General features: G+C 76.6%; 22 protein-coding genes. 10 read left to right on the top strand and 12 right to left on the bottom strand.

The features are described from left to right. The first annotated feature begins 4 nt into the window (after positions 1–4). From AB0J00_RS09270 to AB0J00_RS09255, 4 genes are read left to right on the top strand one after another with little or no spacing between them, the layout of a single operon-like run. Positions 5–502, top strand: coding sequence for a DUF427 domain-containing protein (locus AB0J00_RS09270; protein WP_357743357.1), 498 nt, complete (start codon positions 5–7; stop codon positions 500–502). Positions 503–533: 31 nt separating this feature from the next. After that, on the top strand, positions 534–827 hold the full coding sequence (locus tag AB0J00_RS09265) for a metal-sensitive transcriptional regulator (protein WP_357743355.1): 294 nt from the start codon (positions 534–536) through the stop codon (positions 825–827). 32 nt (positions 828–859) lie between these two features. Further along, positions 860–1,066 (top strand): heavy metal-associated domain-containing protein, encoded by a 207-nt coding sequence (locus tag AB0J00_RS09260; RefSeq protein ID WP_357743353.1) that lies wholly within the window; start codon positions 860–862, stop codon positions 1,064–1,066. Then, on the top strand, positions 1,063–3,297 hold the full coding sequence (locus AB0J00_RS09255) for a heavy metal translocating P-type ATPase (RefSeq protein ID WP_357743351.1): 2,235 nt from the start codon (positions 1,063–1,065) through the stop codon (positions 3,295–3,297). The genes AB0J00_RS09260 and AB0J00_RS09255 overlap by 4 nt, the downstream gene beginning before the upstream one ends. 13 nt (positions 3,298–3,310) lie before the next feature. Here the strand turns inward: AB0J00_RS09255 and AB0J00_RS09250 are convergent, their stop codons facing one another. Next, the gene (locus AB0J00_RS09250; protein ID WP_357743350.1) at positions 3,311–3,934 is read right to left on the bottom strand and encodes a TetR/AcrR family transcriptional regulator; all 624 of its coding nucleotides are present in this window, start codon (positions 3,932–3,934) and stop codon (positions 3,311–3,313) included. A 91-nt stretch (positions 3,935–4,025) separates the two neighbouring features. Between AB0J00_RS09250 and AB0J00_RS09245 the strand changes: the two genes are divergently transcribed. Then, the gene (locus AB0J00_RS09245; protein WP_357743348.1) at positions 4,026–5,102 is read left to right on the top strand and encodes an EAL domain-containing protein; all 1,077 of its coding nucleotides are present in this window, start codon (positions 4,026–4,028) and stop codon (positions 5,100–5,102) included. A gap of 17 nt (positions 5,103–5,119) precedes the next feature. Here AB0J00_RS09245 and AB0J00_RS09240 read toward each other — a convergent pair whose 3' ends face one another. Continuing rightward, a complete protein-coding gene (locus AB0J00_RS09240) occupies positions 5,120–5,719 on the bottom strand; it encodes a histidine phosphatase family protein (protein ID WP_357743346.1) in 600 nt (199 codons plus the stop codon). After that, a complete protein-coding gene (locus AB0J00_RS09235) occupies positions 5,712–6,986 on the bottom strand; it encodes an MFS transporter (RefSeq protein ID WP_357743345.1) in 1,275 nt (424 codons plus the stop codon). Before AB0J00_RS09235 ends, AB0J00_RS09240 begins: the two co-directional genes overlap by 8 nt. 162 nt (positions 6,987–7,148) lie before the next feature. On the opposite strand from AB0J00_RS09235, the gene AB0J00_RS09230 reads away from it, so the two are divergent. Continuing rightward, positions 7,149–8,000, top strand: a complete 852-nt coding sequence (locus AB0J00_RS09230) for an aldo/keto reductase (protein ID WP_357743343.1) — start codon at positions 7,149–7,151, stop codon at positions 7,998–8,000. 52 nt (positions 8,001–8,052) lie between these two features. On the opposite strand, the gene AB0J00_RS09225 is transcribed toward AB0J00_RS09230, so the two are convergent. From AB0J00_RS09225 to AB0J00_RS09200, 6 genes are all read right to left on the bottom strand, one after another. Continuing rightward, the gene (locus AB0J00_RS09225) at positions 8,053–9,147 is read right to left on the bottom strand and encodes an NAD-dependent epimerase/dehydratase family protein (RefSeq protein ID WP_357743341.1); all 1,095 of its coding nucleotides are present in this window, start codon (positions 9,145–9,147) and stop codon (positions 8,053–8,055) included. 30 nt (positions 9,148–9,177) lie between these two features. Next, positions 9,178–10,260, bottom strand: a complete 1,083-nt coding sequence (locus AB0J00_RS09220; RefSeq protein ID WP_357743339.1) for a winged helix DNA-binding domain-containing protein — start codon at positions 10,258–10,260, stop codon at positions 9,178–9,180. A 36-nt stretch (positions 10,261–10,296) separates the two neighbouring features. Further along, positions 10,297–11,610 (bottom strand): SpoIIE family protein phosphatase, encoded by a 1,314-nt coding sequence (locus AB0J00_RS09215; RefSeq protein WP_357743338.1) that lies wholly within the window; start codon positions 11,608–11,610, stop codon positions 10,297–10,299. 77 nt (positions 11,611–11,687) lie between these two features. Continuing rightward, positions 11,688–12,521 carry an alpha/beta fold hydrolase gene (locus AB0J00_RS09210; RefSeq protein ID WP_357743336.1) on the bottom strand — a complete coding sequence of 278 codons (834 nt, stop codon included), beginning with the start codon at positions 12,519–12,521 and terminating at the stop codon, positions 11,688–11,690. A gap of 48 nt (positions 12,522–12,569) precedes the next feature. Next, on the bottom strand, positions 12,570–14,267 hold the full coding sequence (locus AB0J00_RS09205; RefSeq protein WP_357743334.1) for an FAD-dependent oxidoreductase: 1,698 nt from the start codon (positions 14,265–14,267) through the stop codon (positions 12,570–12,572). After that, positions 14,264–15,181 carry a hypothetical protein gene (locus AB0J00_RS09200; RefSeq protein WP_357743332.1) on the bottom strand — a complete coding sequence of 306 codons (918 nt, stop codon included), beginning with the start codon at positions 15,179–15,181 and terminating at the stop codon, positions 14,264–14,266. Before AB0J00_RS09200 ends, AB0J00_RS09205 begins: the two co-directional genes overlap by 4 nt. Before the next feature lie 273 nt (positions 15,182–15,454). Between AB0J00_RS09200 and AB0J00_RS09195 the strand changes: the two genes are divergently transcribed. After that, positions 15,455–18,046 (top strand): DUF4062 domain-containing protein, encoded by a 2,592-nt coding sequence (locus AB0J00_RS09195; RefSeq protein ID WP_357743330.1) that lies wholly within the window; start codon positions 15,455–15,457, stop codon positions 18,044–18,046. Between the two features lie 29 nt (positions 18,047–18,075). Then, a complete protein-coding gene (gene idi, locus AB0J00_RS09190) occupies positions 18,076–18,612 on the top strand; it encodes an isopentenyl-diphosphate Delta-isomerase (RefSeq protein WP_357743328.1) in 537 nt (178 codons plus the stop codon). 9 nt (positions 18,613–18,621) lie between these two features. Here idi and AB0J00_RS09185 read toward each other — a convergent pair whose 3' ends face one another. After that, positions 18,622–19,575: an ATP-binding protein gene (locus AB0J00_RS09185; RefSeq protein ID WP_357743326.1), complete on the bottom strand. Its 954-nt coding sequence runs from the start codon at positions 19,573–19,575 to the stop codon at positions 18,622–18,624. Positions 19,576–19,726: 151 nt separating this feature from the next. Between AB0J00_RS09185 and AB0J00_RS09180 the strand changes: the two genes are divergently transcribed. After that, complete coding sequence (locus AB0J00_RS09180) at positions 19,727–20,800, top strand: FAD-dependent oxidoreductase (RefSeq protein ID WP_357743324.1); 1,074 nt, start codon at positions 19,727–19,729, stop codon at positions 20,798–20,800. Beyond that, positions 20,797–21,078, top strand: coding sequence for a hypothetical protein (locus tag AB0J00_RS09175; protein WP_357743323.1), 282 nt, complete (start codon positions 20,797–20,799; stop codon positions 21,076–21,078). The genes AB0J00_RS09180 and AB0J00_RS09175 overlap by 4 nt, the downstream gene beginning before the upstream one ends. On the opposite strand, the gene AB0J00_RS09170 is transcribed toward AB0J00_RS09175, so the two are convergent. Both AB0J00_RS09170 and AB0J00_RS09165 read right to left on the bottom strand, forming a co-directional pair. After that, positions 21,079–23,445: a SpoIIE family protein phosphatase gene (locus tag AB0J00_RS09170; protein WP_357743321.1), complete on the bottom strand. Its 2,367-nt coding sequence runs from the start codon at positions 23,443–23,445 to the stop codon at positions 21,079–21,081. After that, positions 23,442–24,137: a biliverdin-producing heme oxygenase gene (locus tag AB0J00_RS09165; RefSeq protein ID WP_357743319.1), complete on the bottom strand. Its 696-nt coding sequence runs from the start codon at positions 24,135–24,137 to the stop codon at positions 23,442–23,444. Before AB0J00_RS09165 ends, AB0J00_RS09170 begins: the two co-directional genes overlap by 4 nt. Between the last annotated feature and the right edge of the window lie 14 nt (positions 24,138–24,151).

Raw genomic sequence — 24,151 nt, 5'->3', positions numbered from 1 at the left:
CGGCGTGCGCCACCCCGAACCCGATCCGGTCGGCCCCGGCCAGGAGTCGGTCTGGAGCTACCCCCGCCCGCCGTCGGCCACCGTGACGCCCCGCCGCGTCGAGGTGACCCTCGGCGGCCTGCTCGTCGCGGCGACCACCCGCGCGGTGCGGGTCTGCGAGACCAGCCACCCGCCGGTGTTCTACGTGCCCCGCGACGACGTGGCGGACGGCGTCCTGCAGCGCGCCGCCGGCTCGTCGTGGTGCGAGTTCAAGGGGACGGCGACCTACTGGGACGCCGTGGTCGACGGGGTGCGCCACCCCGCGGTGGCCTGGAGCTACGAGCGGCCCTCACCCGGCTACGAGCTGCTGCGCGGGGCGGTGGCGTTCTACCCGTCGAAGGTGGACGCCGCGACCGTCGACGGCGAGCGCGTGCGTCCGCAGGCCGGGGACTTCTACGGCGGCTGGATCACCGCCGAGGTGGTCGGCCCGTTCAAGGGCGAGCCCGGCACCCGGGGCTGGTGAACCGGTACCCCCTATGGGTACCGTGGGCGGCATGAACGGCTACGCCGGCAACAAGGACCAGCTGCTCGCCCGCCTCAAGCGCGTGGAGGGGCAGGTCCGCGGCATCGCACGGATGGTCGAGGACGACACCTACTGCATCGACGTCCTCACCCAGGTCTCGGCCGCCACCAAGGCGCTGCAGGCCGTCGCCCTCGGTCTGCTCGACGACCACCTGGCGCACTGCGTGCGCGAGGCCGTCGCCAGCAGCGCGGACGACGACGGCACCGCCGCCGACGCCAAGATCGCCGAGGCGTCGGCCGCGATCGCCCGCCTCGTCCGGTCCTGACCACCCTCCCGCCCGATCTCCAGGAGCACCCCGTGAGCACCCTCGACTTCACCGTCACCGGCATGACCTGCCAGCACTGCGTCGCCTCGGTCACCGAGGAGGTCACCGAGCTGCCCGGCGTCACCGAGGTGGACGTCGACCTGGCCACCGGCCGGCTGCACGTCGTCGGCGACGTGACGCCGGAGCAGGTGCAGGCCGCGGTCGCCGAGGCCGGCGACTACACCGCCCAGCCGGCATGACGGCCGGGCCGTCGGCGGCCCGGCCGGAGGCGCAGCTCCCGGACGAGGTGCGCCTCGACATCACCGGGATGACGTGCGCCAGCTGCGCCAACCGCATCGAGCGCAAGCTCAACAAGCTCGACGGCGTGCAGGCCAGCGTGAACTACGCGACCGAGGCGGCCACCGTGCGCTTCGACCCCGCGCGGGTCGGCACCGGCCGGCTGCTGGAGACCGTGGCGGCCGCCGGGTACGGCGCCACGCTGCCCGCGCCGCCGGCCGCCGACGACGCGGGGGAGCCCGCCCCGGAGCCCACCGACCCGCTGCGGCAGCGGCTGCTGGTCAGCGCTGCGCTGGCGCTGCCGGTGGTCGTGCTGTCGATGGTCCCGGCGTTGCAGTTCACCGACTGGCAGTGGCTGGCGCTCACCCTCGCCAGCCCGGTCGCGGTGTGGGGCGCCTGGCCGTTCCACCGGGCCGCCGTCGTCAACGCCCGGCACGGCGCCAGCACGATGGACACCCTGGTGTCGATCGGCATCGCCGCGGCGTACCTGTGGTCGCTGTGGGCGCTGTTCGTCGGCGACGCCGGGATGCCCGGCATGACCATGTCGTTCACCCTGCTGCCCGAGCAGGGCGGCGGCGCCGACGAGCTCTACCTCGAGGTGGCGTCCGCGGTCACCGTCTTCCTGCTGGCCGGGCGGTACGCCGAGGCCCGCGCCAAGCGCCGCTCCGGCGCCGCGCTGACCGCGCTGCTGGAGCTCGGCGCCAAGGACGCCGCGGTGCTCCGCGACGGCCGCGAGGTGCGGGTGCCCATCGCCTCGCTGGCCGTCGGTGACCGGTTCGTCGTCCGGCCGGGGGAGAAGGTGGCCACCGACGGCGTGGTCGTCTCCGGCAGCTCCGCGGTCGACCTGTCGATGCTGACCGGCGAGAGCGTGCCGGTCGAGGTGGCCGAGGGCGCCCGGGTGACCGGCGCGACCGTCAACGCGGGCGGCCGGCTGGTCGTCGAGGCCACCCGGGTCGGCAGCGACACCACCCTCGCCCAGTTGGGCCGGCTGGTCACCGCCGCGCAGAGCGGCAAGGCGCCCGTGCAGCGGCTCGCCGACCGGGTGTCGGCGGTGTTCGTGCCGGCCGTGCTGGTCGTCGCGGTCGCCACCCTGGTCACCTGGCTGCTGGTCACCGGCGATGCGACCACCGCGTTCACCGCCGCGGTCGCGGTCCTGGTCATCGCCTGCCCCTGCGCGCTGGGCCTGGCCACGCCCACGGCGCTGCTGGTGGGCACCGGCCGGGGCGCCCAGCTCGGCGTGCTGATCAAGGGCCCCGAGGTGCTCGAGGACACCCGCGCGGTCGACACGGTGCTGCTGGACAAGACCGGCACCGTCACCACCGGCCGGATGAGCGTCGTCGAGGTGCACGGCGACCCCGCGACGCTGCGGCTGGCCGCCGCCGTCGAGGCCGGGTCGGAGCACCCGATCGCCCGCGCGGTGGTCGCCGCCGCCGACGGTCCGCTGCCGCCGGTCACCGGCTTCGCCAACCGCCCCGGTCAGGGCGTGCGGGGCACGGTCGAGGGCCGCGAGGTCGTCGTGGGCGCGCACCCGGCGCTGCCGGCCGGGCTCGCCGCGGTGGTCGCCGACGCCGAGGCCGCCGGGCGCACCGCCGTCCCGGTGGGCTGGGACGGCGAGGTGCACGGCGTCGTGGTCGTCGCCGACACCGTCAAGCCGACCAGCGCCGCGGCGATCGCCCGGCTGCGCGCGCTGGGCCTGGCCCCGGTGCTGGTCACCGGGGACAACGCCGGCGCCGCCGCCGCGGTCGCCCGCCAGGTGGGCCTGGACCCCGCTGCCGGCGAGGTCGTCGCCGGGGTGCTGCCCGCGGGCAAGGTGGACGTCGTCCGCGACCTGCAGGCCCGCGGCCGGGTGGTCGCGATGATCGGCGACGGGGTCAACGACGCCCCGGCCCTGGCCCGGGCCGACCTCGGGCTGGCGATGGGCTCGGGCACCGACGTGGCGATCGAGGCCAGCGACCTGACCCTGGTGCGCGCCGACCTCGACGCCGCGGTCGACGCCATCCGGCTGTCCCGGCGCACGCTGGCGGTGATCAAGGCGAACCTGTTCTGGGCGTTCGCCTACAACGTCGCGCTGGTGCCGCTGGCCGCGCTCGGCTTCCTCAACCCGCTGCTGGCCGGGCTGGCCATGGCGGCGTCCTCGGTGCTGGTGGTCGGCAACAGCCTGCGGCTGCGCCGGTTCACCCCGTCGGCCGGCTGACCGGCCGGCGGGGTCAGTCGGTCGGGGCGGACCGGCGGATCAGCGGCAGGACGACGTCGTCGAGCACCTCGTCGGCGAACGCCTCGTCGACCGGCTGCGCGCTGAACAGCCAGCGCTGCAGGATGGGGGAGGAGGCCGAGCTGGCCACCGCCGAGCCGAGGACGTCGGGGGACACCTCGCCGCGCTCGACGGCGCGCGACCAGACCTGCGTGAAGGCCTCGCTCATCTGCCCCATCGGGCCGGAGCGGAAGGCCTCGCGCAGCTCCGGCTCGTGCGGCAGCGCCGACAGCAGCGCCAGCGTCGCCGCGCCGAGCGGGCCGTTGACGACGTGCACCAGCGCACGCAGCAGCAGCCGCAGGTCGTCCTCGAACTTGCCGGTGTCCGGGACGGCGAACTGCTGCTCGCTGAGGTCGGCGACGGCGTCGGCGACCAGGTCGGACTTGGTGCGCCAGCGCCGGTAGATCGTCGCCTTGCCCACCCCGGCGGCGGTCGCGACGGCGTCCATGGTGAGCCCGGCGTACCCGTCCTGGGCCAGGACCTCCAGGATCGCGGCCCGGATCACCTGGTCCCGGGAGGGGTCGCGGGGGCGGCCACCACGCCCGGTCCGGCTCGGCTCGGGCGCGCTCAGGTCAGGCACACCTAACACAGTACGCGTGTTGATCTTCGGCTGAGCGGGGCACCTCGCGCGCCTCCCGGAGCCGCGCCGGGCGGTCGGTCATCCTGCTCGGGTGAGCGGTCCCGACGTCGTCCGGCCCCGCTGGGAGACCCCCTACCGGGCCACCCGGCTGCTGCTGGCCAGCACCCTCGGCCACCTGCTGCCGTCGATCGCCCGCACCGCCGAGGCGCTGGACCTGCGGGTGCAGGTCGCCGGCGGGCTGCTGCACGTGGTCGACGACGGCGACGGCCGGCAGGTGTCCCTGCTGTTCCACCGGCTGGCCCACCAGCTGACCGACGCGGAGACCGAGGCCGTGCGGGTGGCCACGGACCCGCCCTCGGACGGCCCGGAGTTCGCCGCGCGGCTGCTCACCGCGCCGACGCTGGCCGTCGAGCTGGCCCGCCGCGGGGTGACCGTGGAGATCGGGCTGCTCGCCGACGCCGAGCTGTGGCCGGTCTACCAGCCGATCGTCGCACTGGACACCGGGCGGGTGGTCGCCCACGAGGCGCTGCTGCGCGGTCGCGTCGACGGCGCCGAGGTGGGCGGCGGCGACCTGTTCTTCCTCGCCGAGGCCGCCGGCTGGCTGCCGCGGCTGGACCGGGTGGCCCGCGAGGCCGCGATCGCCGGGGCGGCGGACTGGCTGGGCGCCGCGGACCTCTACGTCAACTTCTCCCCGGCCGCCGTCTTCCGGCCGGCGGTCGACCTCGCCGGGACCCAGCGGCTCGCCGACCGGGCCGGTCTCGAGCCGGGTCAGCTCGTGTTCGAGGTGGTCGCCGAGCACGCGCTGGCCGACCGGGGCCACCTGCTGTCGGTGCTGGAGCACCACCGCTCGCTGGGCTGGCGGGTCGCGCTGGACGACGTCGGCGTCGGCTGGTCGAGCCTCGCGCTGGTCAGCTCCGTGCGCCCGGACGTCGTGAAGCTCGGCCGCGAGCTGGTCACCCGGCTGGCCGAGCCGGGGCCGCAGGCGGTGGCCCGGGCGCTGACGGAGTCGGCGCACGCGCAGGGCGCCGTCGTCGTCGCCGAGGGCGTCGAGGACGAGGCGATGGCCGACCGGGCCCGGGCCCTCGGCGTCGACCTCGGGCAGGGGTGGTGGTTCGGCCGCCCGGCCCGCCCGCAGCCGGACACCGAGCCGGAGCTCAGCACCGTCTGAGGCGGCCGGGCCGGGGGTCAGGGGCAGCCGGTGTTCCAGCCGGTCAGCGCCGGCCAGTCGTGCTCGTGCCCGAGGACGCCGTAGCGCCCGGTGGCCAGCGGGAAGAGCGCGCCCTTCTCCGGCCCGAACCCCAGCCAGCGGGCGGTCAGGATGCGCAGCGAGTGCCCGTGCGCGACCAGCGCCACGTCGCCGTCGGCGAGCAGCGGGCGCACCTCGGCCAGCACCCGGTCCAGCCGCTCGGCCACCTGGGCCAGCGACTCGCCGGGGGTCTCGCCCGGGGCGGTGCCGTCCTTCCACAGCGACCACGGGTGGCCGAGGTCGCGCTGGATGTCGGGGGTGGTGCGGCCCTCGTAGGCGCCGTAGTCGACCTCGAGCAGGTCCGGCTCGATCGTCGTGGTGATGCCGCCGTCCATCAGCCCGGCGAGCTCCGCCGTCCGCCGGGCCCGCTGGAGCGGGCTGACGAAGGCGTGCGTGATGTCCCGCTCGGCGAGCACCGACCGCAGCCGGCGCGCGTCGTCCTCGCCCTCGGGGAGCAGCGGGAGGTCGGTCAGCCCGGTGTGCTGGCCGCTCTTGCTCCACTCGGTCGCCCCGTGCCGGACGACCAGGACCTCACCCACGTGCACCCCTTCCTGCCGGGACCGGTTCCGGTTCCGGGACGTCGTCGGTGGTCGCTGCCGGGCGGCCACCCGCTGATGCGGTGCCGGCCACGGCCATGACGACCACCGACCCGAGGATGACCAGGAGCGGCGCCGTCCAACCACCGGAGGCGTCGTGCACCGCACCGACCACGAGCGGCCCGGTCGCCGCGACCACGTAGCCGCCGCCCTGCACCATCGCCGACAGCCGGCGGTTCTCGGTGAGGTCGCGGGACCTGCGGACGATCGCGATGAAGACCACGGTGATGCCGCCGCCCTGCGCGGCACCGGCCAGCGCGCACCACAGCGCCCACAGCGACGGCGCGAACAGCAGGCCCAGCGGCAGGGTGGCCCAGAACGCGGTGATGGTCAGCAGCACCAGCGCCGGGCTCTTCCACCAGGCCACCAGCGCCGGGACGGAGAACGCGCCGACCACCGCCAGGACCTGGAACAGCGAGGAGCTCACCCCGGCCGCGGAGCGGGACAGCCCCTGCTCGTCGGACAGCAGCGAGGGCAGCCACGCGGTGGCGCCGTAGTAGCTGAACGCCTGCCCGGCGAAGGCGAGGGTCAGCCCCCAGGCGGCCGGCTGGCGCCAGACCGACGCGCCCGGCGGCAGCGGTGCCGGCGGGGCGTCGTCGGCGGCCTCGGCGGCGGACCCACGGGCCACCTGGCGCTTCAGCGCCGCCGTCCAGACGCCCGCGGCGACGACGACCAGCACGCCCCAGGCGGCGAGCGCGCCCCGCCAGCCCAGCGCGTCGGCCAGCGGCGCGGTGAGCGAGTTCGTCACCGCCGAGCCGACGTTCAGCGCGGCGGTGTAGGCCGCGGTGACGATGTTGGTGGCGCCGGGGAAGTCGCGGCCGATGACCACCGGGACGACGATGTTCCCGATCGTGATGCCCAGGCCGATCACCACGGTGCCGAGGACGGCGGTCGTCGCGCTGCCGGTCGAGCGCAGCAGCGTGCCGACCAGCACGCTGATCATCGACACCAGCACCGCCCGGTGCACGCCGGTGCGCGCGATGAGCAGTGAGGCGACGGGCGCGGCCAGGCCGAAGCAGAGCACCGGGATGCTGGTGAACAGGCCGACGGTGCCGGCGCTCAGGTGCAGGTCGTCGCGGACGTCGTCGACGACCGGGGCGAGGGCGACCAGCGGCCCGCGGAGGTTGAGGGCGACCAGCAGCACCCCGGCCAGCAGCAGCGCCGGCAGGGCCGCGCGGGCGCTCCGTCCGGACGTCGTTCCTCGTTGCACCTGTCCACATTGCGCCCATCGGCGTCCGGATCACGAACCGGCCCACCGGGATGTCGGGGAGGTCACACGCAGCGGGGGAACTCGTGAGCCGAGCGAACCGGTTGCCCGCAGCAGGACAGGTACCGGAGACGGCACCGCACTTCCCGAGCTCCGAGGAGAACCATGACCACCACTCCGCAGCAGACCTTCGCCCTCGGCGGCGACCTCACCGTGCACCGCCTGGGCTACGGCGCCATGCAGCTGCCCGGCGAGGGCGTCTGGGGCGAGCCGGCCGACCGGCCGGCCGCCGTCGAGGTCGTGCGCAAGGCCGTCGAGCTGGGCGTCGACTTCATCGACACCGCCGACTCCTACGGGCCGTTCGTCAGCGAGCAGATCATCGCCGACGCGCTGCACCCGTACCGCGACGGCCTCGTCGTCGCCACCAAGGCCGGGCTGACCCGGCAGGGCCCCGGCATCTGGACGCCGGTCGGCCGTCCCGCCTACCTCCGCCAGCAGGTGGAGCTGTCGCTGCGGCACCTCGAGGTGGACCGCATCGACCTCATCCAGCTGCACCGCATCGACCCGGAGGTGCCCCTGGCCGACCAGCTGGGCGTCTTCGCCGAGCTCAAGGAGGAGGGCAAGGTCCGCCACATCGGCGTCTCCGAGGTCTCCGTCGACGAGCTCAAGGCGGCGCAGGAGATCACGCCGATCGCCAGCGTGCAGAACCTCTACAACCTGACCAACCGGCAGAGCCAGGACGTGCTCGAGTACGCCACCGAGCAGGGCATCGCCTTCATCCCGTGGTTCCCGATCGCCACCGGTGACCTGGCCAAGCCGGACAGCCCGGTGGCTGCGGTGGCGAAGGAGCTCGACGCCTCGCCGTCCCAGGTGGCGCTGGCCTGGCTGCTGCACACGTCGCCGGTGATCCTGCCCATCCCGGGCACCAAGTCGATCGGCCACCTGACCGAGAACCTGGGCGCCGCCCAGCTCTCGCTCTCCGACGACGACATGGCCAAGCTGGACGCCCTCGCCTGAGCAGGATGCGGAGTGGATCCGTCGAGCTCACGACGACGGATCCACTCCGCACTCACGCGGGGGAGTGCTCCGGGCCGGTGCCGGGGTGCAGCAGCGGGCCGGTGTGGCCCTCGCCGGAGGTCAGCGCCGCGACGAACTCGCGCAGCACGTCACCGCCGCTGTGCTTGGCCCGCCACTCCAGCTGGGTGCGCGCCTTCGTGGTGTCCAGCGACGGGACACCGACGCCCAGGTCCAGCCAGCCCGCCTCGATCTGGAGCACGTGCGCAGCGAATGCGGCCTGCATCCCCGAGCGCACCACCGCCGTGGGCACCGGCACCCGGCGCACCCCCAGCGCGCGGGCCAGGCCGTCGGCGTCGAAGTTCGGCGGGGCGGCCAGGTTGAACGGCCCGTCGGCCCGTCGGTCGAGGATCCGGGCGATCGCGTCGGCGACGTCGTCGCTGTGGATGAGCGCCACGTGCAGCGAGCTCGGGATCGGCGCGGGCACCGGCAGCCTCACCGGCAGCTTCGCGACCGCGCCGGGCAGCGCGCGGGCCACCGGGAACAGGTAGGGCCCGAGGAAGTAGCGGCCGATCTCGCTGGCGGCGTCCGGCTGCAGCACCAGCGTCGGGCGGGTCACCGCGACCGTGGTGTCCGGGTGCGCCAGGTCGAACTCGGCCACCATCCGCTCGCACTCGGACTTCTGCCGGCTGTAGGTCGAGCTCGGGATGCCGGTGGTCGGCCAGTCCTCGTCCACCGGGTGCACCTGCGGGCCCGCGGCGTAGGTGCCGATCGAGGACATGTGCACCACGTGCCGCACCCCCGCCGCACCGGCTGCCGCGAGCACCCGCCGGGTGCCCTCCACGTTCACCGCCTGCAGCACGTCGGGCTGCCGGTCGGGCAGCAGCGCCCAGGCCAGGTGGACGACGGCGTCGGCGCCGGCCAGGAACTCGGCCAGCACCGGCTCGCTCGACTCCTCGCCCAGGTCGGCCTGGAACCACCGCACACCCGCGTACGGCTCGGTCTCCGGCGGCTGCCGCCGGGCGAGCCCGCGCACCTCGGTCACCCCGGCCTCGGCGAGGCGGCGCAGCAGGGCCGTCCCCACGTTGCCCGAGGCGCCGGTGACGGCGACGGTCATGCCCGGGAGGAGTCCGCTGGTCAGCTGAGCCATGCCCTGCCGCTACCCGGTGGGCTCCGGTCCTCAACCGCCGAGCTCGATCCCGCCGACCTCCGCGCCGCGGACGACGGCCAGCCGCTGCGCCTGCTCGGTCAGCGCCGCCGGGTCGAGGTCGGTCCACGGCGTGACCACCACGGTCAGCCGCCGGCCGGACTTCCGCGGCCGCCAGGTGCCGGTGACCTCGCCGTCGACGAGCACCGCACCGGGCCGGCCGAGAACCGGCCACAGCTCCTTGGCGCGGACCGGGTCGGGCACCAGCAGCGACCGGTCGCGGGTCTGCAGGAACGGGTCGAACGGGCCGAGCAGCCGGGTGGTGCGCGCCGGCCCGGCGGCCAGCCGGTCGGCGTCGGCGGCCAGCAGCCACCGGCGCTCACCGTCGACCCGCACCTCGACGGCGTCGGCGGGCCAGCGGTCCTTGACGTCGCGCACCGGGGCGTCGAGGTACGCGGCGACCTGCTGCGGCGTGGCCGGGCCGTGCAGCCGCAGGTAGCCGCGGACGACGTCCAGGGAGGCGGGCACCTCGGCGGCGGGCGCGAGGCCCGGCACCGGCCGCAGCACCGGGGGAGAGGTGTCCGGTGCCAGCTCCAGGCCGGCGCGCAGGGCGGCGAGCCGGAACGGCTGCTCGAAGACGTGCACGGCGTTGCACGGCCGGCAGGAGCGCAGGTACGGCTCGTCCAGGCGGGCGGTCAGCTGCCGGGACATCTCGCCCTTGACCGTGGGCGCGGCGACGACCTGGCGCATCTCGGCGGCGACCCGGTCCAGGGCGTCGAGCACCGGGATCCCGGCGGCCTTCAGCGGCTTGGCCGCGTCGAAGACCCGCTTGGCCGCGTCGGCCTCGGAGAACGGGGCGGTGGCCGCGGCCACGCCGGGCAGGTCGGCCCGCCGGTAGAGGTGCGGTGCCCCGCGCAGCGTCCAGACCAGCGCGAGCTCGTCCGCCGGGACGTCGGCCACGCCACGCACCGCGAGCGCCCAGCGGCCGGCGTCGGCACCGGTGTCCTGCACGCCCAGGTCGAGCACCGCGGTGCCGGCGAGCGGGCCCGACGCCCGGTCCAGCTGCTGGGCGCGCACCCGGAAGGCCAGCACGTCGTCGCGGGTCACCTGCTGCACGCGGCCACCGTAGGGCCGGGGTCCGACGTCCGGGGGCTACCGGACGCCGGGCGGCAGCCGGTTGGGGCCGGCCTCGGGCGGGCGCGGGCGGTCCTCGGGGTGGGCGCGGACGGCGACCAGCGCGACGTCGTCCGAGCGGTGGCCGGGCAGCATGCGGCGGAGCAGCTCGTCGCACAGCTGCTCCAGCGGCAGCCCGGCCAGGTCGGTCAGCGCCGCGCGCAGCCGGTCGGTGCCCTCGTCGAGGTCGCTGTCCCGCCGCTCCACCAGCCCGTCGGTGAACAGCAGCAGCGTGCTGCCGGCGGGCAGCGGCACGGTGTGGTCGGTGCGCGCGGTGCCCGGGTCGACGCCGAGCATCAGGTCGGGCCGGGTGTCGAGCACCGCGGTGCTGCCGTCGGGCGCGAGCAGGACCGGCGGCGGGTGCCCGGCGTTGGTCCAGCGCAGGGTCCGCGGCCCGGTGAGCGGGACGTCGGGCTCCCGCTCCACCCGGGCCACCACCGCGGTCGCCAGGGTCGGGACGGCGAGGCCCTGCGCGGTCCGCTCCACCCGGCGCACGGTGGCGCCCAGCGACTCGTCGTTGTCGTACACCAGCGCGCGCAGCAGCCCGCGCAGCTGGCCCATCACCGCCGCGGCCCGGCTGTCGTGCCCGACCACGTCGCCGATCACCAGCACGGTCGCGCCGTCGGGCTGGAGGAACGCGTCGTACCAGTCGCCGCCGACCTGGGCCGCGTGCGCGGCCGGCTGGTAGCGCACCGCCAGCTCCAGGTGGTCCGGCTGCGGGGGCGGTGTGAGGAGCGCCTGCTGCAGCCGGTCCGACAGCGCCCGCTCCTCGGCGGCCCGGACGGTCAGCTGCCGCAGCTGCTCGGCCTGCGCCTCGGCGGCGCGCCGCTCGGTCAGGTCGCGGAAGGAGACGACGACGCCGGTGACCACGCCGTCCTCGATCGTGGGGACGGCGCTGAGCTCGACCGGCACCGCGGTGCCGTCGGCCCGCCAGAACACCTCGTCACCGGCGACCACGGTGGTGCCGGTGCGCAGCGCCCGCCAGACCGGGCACTCCTCGACCGGGTACGCGGAGCCGTCGGGCCGGCGGGAGTGGATCAGCGCGTGCTGGTCGCGGCCGAGCTGCTCCGCGCGCGGCCGGCCGGTCACCCGGGCCGCGGCCGGGTTGATGAACTCGACCCGGCCCTCGGTGTCCAGCCCGTAGATCCCGTCGGCGGCGTTGTCGAGCACCTTCTCGGTCAGCTGCAGCGCCCGCGACAGCTCGGCCTGCACCGCCCGCAGCTCGGCGAGGGCGGCCGACTCCGCGGCCGGTCCCCCGGCAGGCTCGACCGGCGCGCCGGGACGCTCCGCCATAGGGGTGGGCCTCCTCGTGCCGTCGGTCGGTGCCGGTCCAGCGTGCCGCACGCGCGCGGCGCCGCCGCCCCCGGCCCTCAGCGCTCCGTGCGGACGTGCCCGGTGACCAGCGCGGCCACGTGGTCGGCGGCGAGCTCGGGCACCCAGTGGTTGATCGCGTCGAGCACCTCCAGCCGGTACGGGCCGGTCACGAACCGGCGGGTGGCCTCGGTGGCGGCCCGGCCCAGGAAGGCGTCGTCGGTGCCCCAGACGTGCAGCGTCGGCACGGTGACCCGCCCGACCGGGCGGCCCGGCCCCAGCGGCAGCGCCCGGTACCAGTTGAGCGCCGCGGTGAGCGCGCCCGGCTCCCGCATCCGCGCCACGTAGTGGTCGATCAGCCCCTTGGGCAGCCCGCCCTGCCGCAGCATCCGGCGCAGCACCGTGCCGTGCCCGGCCAGCAGCACCCGCTCGGGGACGGCGGGCAGCTGGAAGAAGCCGACGTAGGTCGACCGGCCGGCCTGGTCGCTGCTCACCACCGCCTGCTGCATCGCCGCAGGGTGCGGCACCGACAGCGCGGTGAGCGTGCGCACCCGCCACGGGTGCCAGGCGGCGAGCGCCCAGCCGACGATCCCGCCCCAGTCGTGCCCGACCACGTGCGCGCTCTCCAGCCCGGCGGCCTGCAGCAGCGCCAGCACGTCCTCGACGGTCTCGCGCAGCCGGTACGCGGCGCGGCCGGCGGGCCGGGCGCCGGGGGAGTAGCCGCGCTGGTCCGGGGCGATCGTGCGCAGCCCGGCGGTGTGCAGCGCGGGGGCCATCCGGTCGAACGCCGTCCGGTCCTGCGGGAAGCCGTGCAGCAGCACGACCGGTTCGCCGTCGGCCGGCCCCGAGTCGAGGACGTCGAAGACGAGGTCACCGCGGCGGAAGCTGTCCATGGGGCGTCCATGCCCCCGCGACGACCCCGGCTACCGCGGACAGCGCGCTCAGTGCGGGACGCGCACCCCCAGCCCGGCGAGGTGCGCGTGCACCAGGGTCACCGCCAGCGCCCCCTCGCCGACCGCGGACGCCACGCGCTTCACCGAGCCCGACCGCACGTCGCCGGCGGCGAACACCCCCGGGCAGCTGGTCTCCAGCAGGGCCGGCGGCCGGTCCAGCGGCCACCCCGGGCCGTCGCCGCCGTCCGCGGTCAGCGCGCTGCCGGTCAGCAGGAACCCCCACCGGTCGCGGGCCAGGCTGTCGCCCAGCCAGTCGGTGCGCGGCTCGCTGCCGATCATCACGAACAGCACGCCCTGCTCGGTGGTGGTCTCCCCGGTGTCCAGGTCGCGCAGCACCAGGCTCTCCAGGAAGTCGGTGCCACCGCCGTCGACGACCTGCACCCGGGGCCGGACCTCGACGTTGGGCAGCGCGGCCAGCTCGCGGACCAGGTAGTCCGACATCGTCTCGGCCAGCGACGCGCGGCGCACCAGCACGGTGACCCGGTCGGCGTACCGCGAGAGGTGGACCGCCGCCTGGCCGGCGGAGTTGCCGCCGCCGACGACGAACACCTGCCGGCCGTGCATCGCCGGGGCCTCGCTCACCGCTGCGCCGTAGAAGACCCCGCGGCCGGTCAGCTCCTCGAGCGCCGGCACGCCCAGCCGCCGCCAGCTCGCGCCGGTGGCCACCAGCACGGTCCGGGTGGGGACGACGCTGCCGTCGCTGAGCGCCACGTGGTGCAGGCCGTCCGCGGTGGTGAGCCCGGTGGCCCGCCGCATGAAGTGGAACGTGGTGCCGAACGCCCAGGCCTGCTGGTAGGCGTGGAAGGCCAGCCGGTTGCCGCTGATGCCGGTCGGGAAGCCGAGGTAGTTGCGGATCAGCGAGCTGGTCCCGGCCTGCCCGCCGACCGCCTCCGGCTCGACCACCAGGGTGCGCAGCCCCTCGGAGGCCGCGTACACGCCGGCGCCCAGCCCGGCCGGCCCCGCGCCGAGCACGACGACGTCGAAGGTGGTGCTGGTGTCCAGCGGCGCGAACAGCCCGAAGGCATCGGCGATCTGCAGGTCGCTGGGGTCCTGGAGCACCGGCCGGTCCGGCTGGAACCGCAGCACGACCACCGGCAGCCGGGGCTCGGGGACGCCGAGGCCGGCCAGCGCCTCCTGCCCGGCGGGGGTGTCGGTGTCGACGAAGCCCAGCGGGATCCGGTTGCGGGTGAACACGTCCCGCAGGTGCTGCGACCGGGGCGACCAGCGGGGCCCCAGCAGCCGGACCGCCTGGAACCCGCCGCCCTGCCGGGCCGACCACTCCTCGAGCACCTCGGTGACGGCGCGGTGGAACTCCTCGTCGCCGGGGACCTCGGGCGCGGTCAGCCAGCGGTCGAGCTCGCCGGTGGTCAGCGCGTCGAAGATCGGCTGCGCGGTGCTCCAGGCGCCCCAGCGCACGAGCGCGACCGACACCGCGCCCGGGTGGTCGGCGTGCAGGGCGCGCAGGTCGGCCAGCCCGTCGGGGTCCTGCTCGCCCAGCGCGGCCAGCAGCGCGGCCACCGGCAGCCCGTCGCCGGCGAGCGCCGCGACGACCTCCTCGCGGGTGCTGCACGACACCACTGCGTAGTCGGGCTCGTACCGCCGGCGCAGCTCCGCGGTCACCGGGTCGCGGACGTCGGGGTCGTGCGCGAGCACGACCAGCCCGGCGTGCGGTCCGGCGCCGGTCACCGGGGACTCCGCGTGCCGGGGGCGGCGGGGTGCCGTGCGGGCGGCCGCGGTGCGGCGCGCCACCCGGCGGCGCCGGTGACGACGACCGCGACGGCCACCGCGAGGTAGCCCCAGGTCGCCGGCCGCTCCCAGGTGACGGTGCCCGGGTAGCGGGCGACGACGACCAGCGACAGCACGCCGAAGAGGGTGTGGGCCACCGCCGCCGTGCGCAGCCGCTCCAGGTCGCCGGCCAGGGTGGCCAGCGCGGTGGCGACCCCGAAGGCCAGCAGCCAGGCGGCGGTCACCCGGGCGGTGAGCGGGGTGAGCGCCCACGGCCACAGCCCGGTGCCGGTCGAGGGCGCCACGAACAGCGCCAGCCCGACGGCGAGCAGCACGGCCGACTCCACCCCGAGCGCAGCCCGCAGCACCCCGGGCACCGGCCACCGCTGCTCCGGGTCGCTGCCGGGGGCCCGCTCCTGGGGCACCAGCACCACCGCCATCAGCACCGGCACCGCGATGTACACGGCCAGCCAGAACCAGGCGGCGGCGCGGGCCAGCAGCGGCAGCCCGGCGAACTCCGGCTGCAGGTGGAACCGGTCCAGGTGCAGCAGGGTGGCGGCCAGGGTGAGCACCGTGAACACCAGGATCGTGCAGACGGGCACCCGGCTGTGCGCCCACACCGGGTCGCGCAGCGACAGCACGACCAGCACGCAGCCGGCGGCGTACCCGCCGCCGAGGAACGCCGCGGTGAGCGGCGGGGCGATGGTCCAGGCGAACACCTCGTCGGTGCGCCCGGACAGCACGAACAGCGCGACGACCGCGAGCGCGGTCAGCACGCTGAAGGCGAGCAGCAGCGCGCGCATGGCCGGCAGCAGCTCACGGTGCCGGGCGGGCCGGTCGAGGGGGCGGGCGGCGAGCGGCGGTACGTGCTCCACGGACGTGACCTCCGGGCAGCTGGACGTCGGTGCGGCCCCCGTGCGCCGGCCATGCAAGCACCGGGGCCGCGGGGTGTCACCGGTCCTGCGCGCGCCCGGGGCGATGCCTGCCGGGCTCCGGCGCGGCCCCGCACCGTGCAGCCGGGCGACTCCGGAGCGCCAGCTCACCGGGACGCAGTGTGCCCGGCGGCCGGGACGAGGAGCCCCCGCGGGGGACGCCCCCGGGCCTACCCTTGCGCTCGGCCGAGGGCAGCGGGCAGCTCGGGAGGTGCCATGGCCGGCAGAGCCCCCACGGTCGGCGACCGGGTCCCCGACCGGCCGATCGGCACCCCCGACCGGCGGCTGCGGGTGTTCGTCTCCTCGACGCTGGAGGAGCTCGCCGCGGAGCGGGCGGCGGTCCGGGCGGCGGTCACCGCGCTGCGGCTGACCCCGGTGATGTTCGAGCTGGGTGCCCGACCGCACCCGCCGCGCGACCTCTACCGCGCCTACCTCGAGCAGAGCGACGTCTTCGTCGGCGTCTACGGGGACCGCTACGGGTGGATCGCCGAGGACATGGCGGTGTCCGGGCTGGAGGACGAGTTCGACCTGTCCGCCGGCAAGCCGCGCCTGCTGTACGTGCGGACGCCGGCGCCGGGCCGGGAACCGCGGCTGGCCGAGCTGGTGGAGCGGATGCAGCGCACCGGCGGTGCCTCGACCACCCCGTACCGCGACGCCGCCCAGCTGGCCGAGCTCGTCGCCGACGACCTGGCCGTGCTGCTCACCGAGCGGTTCACCGGGTCGGCCCCGGCCGACCGGGGGCTCGCGCCGGGCCGGCTGCCGGCCGCACCCGGGCCGCTGGTCGGCCGGCGGGCGGAGCTGGCCACGCTCACCGACCTGCTGCGCCGTCCGGAGGTGCGGCTGGTGACCCTCACCGGGCCCGGCGGCATCGGCAAGACCCGCCTGGCGCTGGCCGCGGCCGGCGCGCTCGGACCCGAGCGGGACGGCGTCTGGTTCGTCGACCTGGCCGAGCTGCGGGACGCCGCCCGGGTGCCGGAGGCGCTGGCCGCCGCGCTGGGCGTGCGCACCGAGGGCCGGCGGCCGCCGCTGGACGCCGTCGCCGACCGGCTGGGCGACCGCCGGTCGCTGCTCGTGCTGGACAACGCCGAGCAGGTGCGCGGGTCGGCGACCGCGCTGGCGGCGCTGCTGGCCCGCTGCCCGGGCCTCACCCTGCTGGTCACCAGCCGCAGCGTGCTGGGCCTGCGAGGCGAGCAGGACCTGCCGCTGCAGCCGCTGGCGACCCCGGCCCCGGGGGAGGCCACGGCCGCCGCGGTGACCGGCACCCCGGCCGGGCAGCTGTTCGAGGCGCGGGCCCGGCAGGCCGACCCGTCGTTCGCCGTCGGGCCGGCCGACGCGGCGGCGGTGGCCGAGCTGGTCCGCCGGCTGGACGGGCTGCCGCTGGCGATCGAGCTGGCGGCCGCGCGGGTGCGCACCCTGCCCCCGGCCGCCCTGCTGCGGCGGCTGGGCACCGCGCTGGACCTCGGCGGCGCGGCCGTCGACGCCCCCGACCGGCAGCGGACGCTGCGCGCGACGATCGCCTGGAGCCACGCGCTGCTGGGCCCCGACGAGCAGCTGCTGTTCGCCCGGCTGTCGGTGTGCAAGGGCTGCACGCTGGGCACCGCCGAGGAGCTCGGCGCGGTCGACGGCGACGTCGACGTGCTGGAGGCGCTGTCCGGCCTGGTCGCGCAGAGCCTGGTGTCCCCCTCCGACGCCGGCGAGGAGGAGCCCCGCTTCCGGATGCTGGGCGTGGTGCGGGAGTTCGCCGCCGAGCAGCTGCGGGCCCGCGGCGAGGAGGACGCCGCGCGGGAGCGGCTGGCCGCGCACCTGGTCCGGCTGAGCGCGGACGCCGGCGCGGGGCTGGGCGGTCCGCAGCAGCGGTTGTGGCAGGCCCGGCTGGCGGCGGAGGCCGAGGACCTGCAGGCGACGCTGGACTGGGCGGCCGCCGGCGACCGGGCCGAGCTCGTCGTCCGGCTGGCCGCGCCGCTGTACCGCTGGTGGTGGGCCCGCGGCCAGCTGGTGGCGATGGCGGAGCTGGCCGACCGCACCGCCGGGCTGCCCTCGGCGGCCCGGCTGCCGCCCCGGGACGCGGCGTCGTTGCTGTGGGCGCGGGGCAGCACCCGGATCGCGCTGGGCCGCACCGCCGAGGCCGCCCCGCTGCTGGCCGAGCTGGTCGAGGACGCCCGGGCGCTGGGCGATCCCTGGCTGCTCGGGCACGGGCTGGCCGCCTCGGCGATGACCCGCCCGCCCGGCGACCCCGACGTCCGGGCGCTGCTGGAGGAGGCGGTCGCCGGCTTCCGGTCCTGCGGCGACCTGTGGGCGGTCGCCTACGCGACCGTGCCGCTGGGCGACGTCCTGCTGCTCGGGGGCGACGCGGCCGCCGCCGCGGACCGGCACGCCGAGGGGCTGCGGCTGGCCCGGCAGGTGGGCGACGACCACCTGTCCGCGCTGCTGCTGGACCAGCTCGCCTACGACGCGCTGCTCACCGGCGACGTGCCCGGCGCCGCCGCCCGGCTCGCGGAGGCGGCCGCCCTGCACCGGGCGCTGCGCGACCTGGAAGGGCTGGCCACCTGCCTCGGCGGCTTCGCCGGGGTGGCCTTCGCCCGCGGCGACGCCCCGCGCGCCGCCCGGCTGGCCGGGGCCGCGCAGGCCGCCCGCGACCAGCTCGGCGTCGGCGTCTGGCCGCTGCTGCGCCCGCTGATCGACCAGTTCGACGCCCTCGTCGCCGGGGCGCTGCCGGCCGAGCGGGTCGCGGCGGAGCGGGCCGCGGGCGCCGCGGCCGACCCGTGGGCGGTGTTGGACGCGGAGCTCGGGGACGGACCGGCGGGGTGACGGGTGCCCGAGTGGGGGATCATGACCGCATGGCAGAAGAGCTGGTCGTCCTCGTCGCCGACGACGGGACGGCGGTCGGCACCATGCCGAAGCCGCTGGTGCACACCGGGGAGACGCCGCTGCACCGCGCGTTCTCCGCCTACCTGTTCGGCGACGACGGCCGGCTGCTGGTCACCCGGCGCGCCGACACGAAGGCCACCTTCCCCGGCATGTGGACCAACACCGTGTGCGGCCACCCCGGCCCCGGCGAGGACGACCTCGACGCGATCGCCCGCCGGGCGCGGTTCGAGCTGGGGCTGGGGGTCACCGAGCTGCGGCCCGCGCTGCCCGACTACCGCTACCGCGCGGAGTTCCGCGGCGTCGTGGAGAACGAGATCTGCCCCGTCTATCTGGGCCGGTTCACCGGCACGCCGGCGCCGGACCCCACCGAGGTCGGCGCCTGGGAGCTGGTCGAGTGGGCCGAGTTCCGCCGCCGGCAGGAGACCAGCCAGTTCGACGACTGGTCGCCGTGGTGCCGGGAGCAGGCCCGGCTGATCGAGACCGCCGGGCTCGTCGTCAACGCCTGAGCAGCCCGCTCAGGCGTTCAGGACCAGGCGCACCGTGCAGCCGGCCCCCGAGGCGTCGGCCGGGCTCGCGGTGAGGCTGTCGACCGACCGGCGGGCCAGCCACAGGCCCATCCCGCCGACGGCCATGTCGCCGTGCGCCGGTCCGTAGCCGGCCAGCGGGTCGTCGAAGCAGACGCCCCGGTCGGTGATCGCGCAGACCATCCGGTCCGGTGAGCACCACAGCTGCACGTCGACGGGCGGCACCCCGTGCTCGGTGGCGTTGGTGGTCACCTCGTCGATCGCCAGCACGAAGTCCTGGGCCGCATCGGGGTGCAGCGCGGTGCCGATGAGCGCCCGGTGCAGCGCCCGGCGCAGCGTCCGCATGTCGTCGAGGTCGACCAGCGACAGCGTCGGGACCGTCTCCTCCAGCGGGTCCGGGCCGCGGCGGCGCTGCCGCTCCCGCAGCAGCTCACCCGGCTCCCGGTAGGCGTCGTTCAGCTCCGGACCGGCGTCGGTCAGCAGCTCCGGGTGGGTGAGCCGGGCGACCTCCTCGGGACCGGGGGCGCCGGCGCCCGGGTCGGGCGGGAACAGGCACAGGTGGTCGACCGGGCGCTCCGCGAGCACGTGGTTGAGCAGCGCGTCGCTGTCCAGGCACGGCTCCCAGTCGCCGTCCGCGGGCTCGACGCAGGTGACCAGCAGCAGCCGACCGTCCGCGGGCAGCTCCCGGTCGACCAGCGCGGCGACCTCCGCGACCGTCTCCGGCGGCCGGCCCGACGGCACCGGGGCGACGGTCCGCACGTCGCCGTCCGGCAGCCCGTCGCGCAGCGCCCCGGCCAGCGGCGCCGGGCAGGCGAGCACGATCCGCTGCCCCCGCCGGGCCGCCGCGGCGACCAGGTCGCGCACCGCCCGGGGTACGGCATCGGCGTCGGGCAGCAGGTGCCCGACGTGCCGGTACTCCCTCGTCTCGCTGGTTGTCTGGCCCACCGGACCGGTCGCTCCTCAGGTCGTCTGCTCCGACGGACCCTGGGTGCCCGCCGACCGTGATCGGGACACATCCGACTCGGGGTGTCCTCGCTGACGCCCCCGGACGGGGGAGGCCGGGCATGCCGCACCCACCTCCGGTGTTGGCGCCGACGTGCACGCGGACGTCGTGGTGATCGGGGCCGGCCAGGCCGGGCTGTCGGCGGCGTACGCGCTGCGGCGGGCGGGTGCGGACTCCGCGGTGCTGGACGCCGACGCCGGGCCGGGCGGCGCGTGGCAGCACCGCTGGCCGTCGCTGCGGCTGGACAAGGCGCACCGCATCGCCCCGCTGCCCGGCCTCGACCTGCCCGACGCCGACCCGGCCACCCCGGCCAGCGAGGTCGTGTCCGGGTACTTCGCCGACTACGAGCGGCGGTTCGCGCTGCCGGTGCACCGCCCGGTCGCCGTCCGCGCGGTGCACCGCACCGACGACGGGTTCGCCCTCGACACGAGCGCGGGGGAGTGGACGGCGCGCGGGCTGGTCAACGCCACCGGCACCTGGACCCGCCCGTTCTGGCCGGCCTACCCGGGCCGGGAGCTCTTCCGCGGCCGCCAGCTGCACGCCGCCGACTACCGCGGCGCCGAGGAGTTCCGCGGCCTGCGGGTGGTCGTCGTCGGCGGCGGGACGTCGGCGGTGCAGCAGCTCGTCGAGATCAGCGAGGTCGCCGCGGCCACCACCTGGGTCACCCGCCGCGAGCCGGTCTGGCGGAGCGAGCCGTTCGACGAGGACGCCGGCCGCGCCGCGGTCGCCCTGGTCGACCAGCGGGTGCGCGCGGGGCTGCCGCCGATCAGCGTGGTGGGCGTCACCGGGCTGGTGGAGACCGACGCGGTCCGCGCGGCCCGGGCCCGCAGAGTGCTCGACCGGCTGCCGGTGTTCGACCGGCTCACCGCCGACGGCGTCGCCTGGGACTCCCCGGCCCGGTCCGTGCCCGCCGACGTGGTGCTGTGGGCCACCGGCTTCCGGGCCGCGCTGGACCACCTTGCCCCGCTGCACCTGCGCACGCCGGGCGGCGGGATCGTCATGGACGGCACCCGGGTGGTCGCCGAGCCGCGGCTGCACCTGGTCGGGTACGGGCCTTCCGCCAGCACGATCGGCGCCAACCGGGCCGGGCGCAGCGCCGTCCGGGAGCTGCTCCGCACCCTCGCCGAGGGTTCAGCAGCCGCCGGGCTCGGTACGACACCCTCATGAGCGAAGCCGACGACCTCCCCGACACCGCGATCCTCCCCGACACCGCCATGGCCACCGGCAACGACGAGGGCGACTTCGGTCCCGCTGACACCAGCCCGCTGGCCAAGGACGAGCGCCGCCTGCTGGAGAAGCTGCAGAAGCCGGGCAAGGGCGAGGCGGAGCCGGCGGTCGAGGACTCCCCGGAGGTCGCCACCGCGGTCGCCGAGGGCACCCTGCTGCCCGGCGGGACGGGCGGCGGCAACGACGACGGGCTCGACGCCCGGTTCACCGACCGCTGATCACACCTGCGGCTTGAGCCGGACGACGATGAGCGCCACGTCGTCCTCGGCGCCGCCGGGGAGCAGCCGGGACAGCAGCTGGTCGGCGATCTCGCCGACCGGCGCCCCGGCCAGCGTGCCCAGCTCGTCGCGCAGCCGGGCGATGCCCTCGTCGAACACCTGGTCGCGGCGCTCGACCAGGCCGTCGGTGTAGAGCAGCACCGTAGAGCCGCGCTGCAGCACCGCGACCCGCTCGGTCCGCCGGGCCTCCGGCTGGACGCCGAGCAGCAGCTCCGCGCGGTCGCCGGTGAGCACCTCGACGTCGCCGTCGGGGGTGAGCACCACCGGCGGCAGGTGGCCGGCGTTCGACCAGCGCAGCCGGGTGCGGCCCGCGGCCACCTCCTCGGCGGTCTGCTCCAGCCGGCCGACCAGCACGGTGGCCATGCTGCGCAGCTGCAGCCCCTCGATGGCCCGGTCCAGCCGGGAGAGCACCGCGGCCGGGCCGTCGGCGCTGTCGTAGGCGACGCCGCGGAGCAGGCCGCGCAGCTGGCCCATGCCGGCCGCGGCCTCGGTGTCGTGGCCGACGACGTCGCCGATCACCAGCATGGTCGCCCCCTCGGGCTGCTGGAAGACGTCGTACCAGTCGCCGCCGACCTGGTTGTCCCGCGCGGCCGGGGTGTACCGGACGGCGAAGTCCAGGTGGTCGGGGTCCGGCGGCTCCGACAGCAGGCTGCGCTGCAGGGTGAGGGCGGTCCGCGCGACCCGCCGGGAGCGGGCGTACAGCGCCTCGAGCAGGTTCGTGCGCAGGTCGTTGACCTCGGCGCACTCGGCGGGCCTCCACGGCTCGGAGCGGTGGCGCACCACCTCGCGCCAGCGGTCGAACGACTTGCGCGGCGACAGCCGCACGCCGTCGCCCTCGCGCAGGGCGATCGCCTTGTTGTGCGGGTCGCCGCCCCAGTCGACCGAGTGCACCTTCTCCGCGCGGGTCCACAGCACGAACTGCCCCTCGGGCAGGGGGACGGCCAGCACGCCGCAGGCGAGCTCCGCCGGGACGTCGAGCTGCGGGGCGACCAGCGGCAGCCGGTCGGTGCTGACCACGTCGCCGCCCTGCTCCACCGCCCAGCCGGCGACCGCGCTGACCACCTCGGGCGGCAGCGGCACCCCGGCCGCCCCGGTGAAGCCCTGCAGGTTGACCACGACCGAGTCCGCGGGGACGACGTCGAGTAGCCCCGGCCGGCCCAGCAGCGTCTCGCCCAGCGGGCGGTCCTCGTCCAGCGCCGCGGCGGTCAGCCAGGCCAGCGTCGACCGGACCCGCAGCGCGCGCCGGTGCTCCTCGTCCTCGGTCCGGTCGACCAGCCGCAGCGACAGCGTGGAGCCGAGGAACTCGGCGGCCGCGCGGGTGGCGTACGGCGGGGCGTGCGGGCCCGAGTAGTGGTGGCAGGCGATGAGGCCCCACAGCGCGTCGTCGCGCAGCAGCGAGATCGACATCGAGGCGCGCACGCCCATGTTGCCCAGGTACTCGCAGTGGATGGGGGAGACGCTGCGCAGCGTCGAGTAGGTGAGGTCCAGCGGCTGGCCGGTGGCCGGCAGGTCGACCGGCTCCAGCGGCGACGGCGTGTAGGCGACGTCGTTGATCAGCCGGATCCAGTTCTTCTCGTACAGCGCCCGGGCCTGCGCCGGGATGTCCGATGCGGGGTAGTGCAGGCCGAGGAACGAGTTGAGCCCGGGCACCTTGGCCTCGGCCACGACCTCGCCGTTGTAGTCCTCGTCGTAGCGGTAGACCATCACCCGGTCGAAGCCGGTGAGCGTGCGCACCGCCTCGGCGGTGATGTCGTAGAGCTGCTGCAGGCTGGTCGCCCGGTTCAGGTCGCTGATCGTGCCGCGCACCGCCTGGTAGGTGTTCGGGAAGCTGAACGGCCGCGGCCCGAAGGCCGGCTCCAGCTCGATCACCAGGGTGCTGGCCTGCGCGGGGACGGCGCCGCCGACCGACGGGCCGGGCCCGGCCGCCGCGACGTCGAAGGCGGCGTGCACGGCGCGGTGCAGGATCGCGTCGACCGGGCGGGGCGTGCCGTCGTGGTCGAGGACGAGTTCGACCGGGTTGCGCTCGCGCAGGTCGCCGAACGCGCTGGCCGAGCGGGTGATCGCCTGCGCCGCGGGGACGCCCAGCACCTCGGCCAGGGGGCGGCCCAGCGCGTCGTCCCAGGCGACGCCGACCACGTCGGCGAGGTTGCGCGACACCTGCTGCACGACCAGGTCCGGCTCGCTCACCGCGAGCAGGACGCCGCGCGGCTGGATGCTGCCGGGGACGTGGATCGGCTCCCGCTCGCAGTTGCTGAGGTCGACCGGGGTGCCCGGCGCCAGCCAGCCGGTCTGCAGCTGGTCGGTCACGCGGCTGCCCCGTCGGGTCGTGTGCCGCGGGGCCGCACCTCGCGGGCCGGTGCCGCGCCGCACCAGGCGGCGAGCGCGGTGAAGGTCTCGCGGGCGGCGCCGACCACCTCGTCGGCGTCCCCGCCGGTGGCCACCCGGTCGCGGGTGGCCTGCCGGAAGCCGTGCCACATCGCCCCGGTCCGCTCGCCGTAGGGCGAGAACGCGGCGAGGCCGCCCGCGCCGGCCAGCTGCGGCAGCGAGGCCAGGTGCCGGTCGATGAACTGCCCGCCGAGGGTCGAGCCCTCGAGCACGTAGAGCCGGCCGAGCGCGGCGTCGGTGCTCGTCACGGGCGGCAGCTGCGGGCCGTCGGACGCCGGGACGGCGCCCAGCGCCGCCAGGTCGGCGGCGTAGAGGTGGGTGCGGCGCCGGCCGGACCAGTCGACGGCGGCGGCGTCGTCCGGGTGCTCGGCGGCCCAGCCGTCCAGCCCGGCCTCGGCGGCGGCCCAGAAGCCGTGCAGCCGGGTGAGCGCGCCGACCAGCCGGTCGGGGGAGAGGTCGGGGGCGAGCAGGTCGAGGGTGTCCTCGACGGCTCGGTGCTCGGCCGCGGTCTCCGTGCGCAGCCGGCGCAGGACGTCGACGTCGTCGGCCACGCGGTTCCCGTCGTCAGAGGCGCCGGTCTCCGGGGAGGGCAGCGCGTTGCCTGGTGAGCTCATGAGCCTCCTGAGCT

The organism is Modestobacter sp. NPDC049651, from assembly GCF_040659695.1.
GTDB lineage: Bacteria > Actinomycetota > Actinomycetes > Mycobacteriales > Geodermatophilaceae > Modestobacter.
Note: the sequence above shows the minus strand (reverse complement) of the source record. Positions and strands in the feature narration are given on the sequence as shown.

Excerpts from the sequence above, each read along its gene's own strand:
- idi (WP_357743328.1), top strand. The coding sequence starts at position 18,076 with ATGGCAGAAGAGCTGGTCGTCCTCGTCGCCGACGACGGGACGGCGGTC.
- AB0J00_RS09265 (WP_357743355.1), top strand. The coding sequence starts at position 534 with ATGAACGGCTACGCCGGCAACAAGGACCAGCTGCTCGCCCGCCTCAAG.
- AB0J00_RS09215 (WP_357743338.1), bottom strand. The coding sequence starts at position 11,610 with ATGGCGGAGCGTCCCGGCGCGCCGGTCGAGCCTGCCGGGGGACCGGCC.
- AB0J00_RS09175 (WP_357743323.1), top strand. The coding sequence starts at position 20,797 with ATGAGCGAAGCCGACGACCTCCCCGACACCGCGATCCTCCCCGACACC.
- AB0J00_RS09230 (WP_357743343.1), top strand. The coding sequence starts at position 7,149 with ATGACCACCACTCCGCAGCAGACCTTCGCCCTCGGCGGCGACCTCACC.
- AB0J00_RS09165 (WP_357743319.1), bottom strand. The coding sequence starts at position 24,137 with ATGAGCTCACCAGGCAACGCGCTGCCCTCCCCGGAGACCGGCGCCTCT.
- AB0J00_RS09210 (WP_357743336.1), bottom strand. The coding sequence starts at position 12,521 with ATGGACAGCTTCCGCCGCGGTGACCTCGTCTTCGACGTCCTCGACTCG.
- AB0J00_RS09195 (WP_357743330.1), top strand. The coding sequence starts at position 15,455 with ATGGCCGGCAGAGCCCCCACGGTCGGCGACCGGGTCCCCGACCGGCCG.
- AB0J00_RS09225 (WP_357743341.1), bottom strand. The coding sequence starts at position 9,147 with ATGGCTCAGCTGACCAGCGGACTCCTCCCGGGCATGACCGTCGCCGTC.
- AB0J00_RS09255 (WP_357743351.1), top strand. The coding sequence starts at position 1,063 with ATGACGGCCGGGCCGTCGGCGGCCCGGCCGGAGGCGCAGCTCCCGGAC.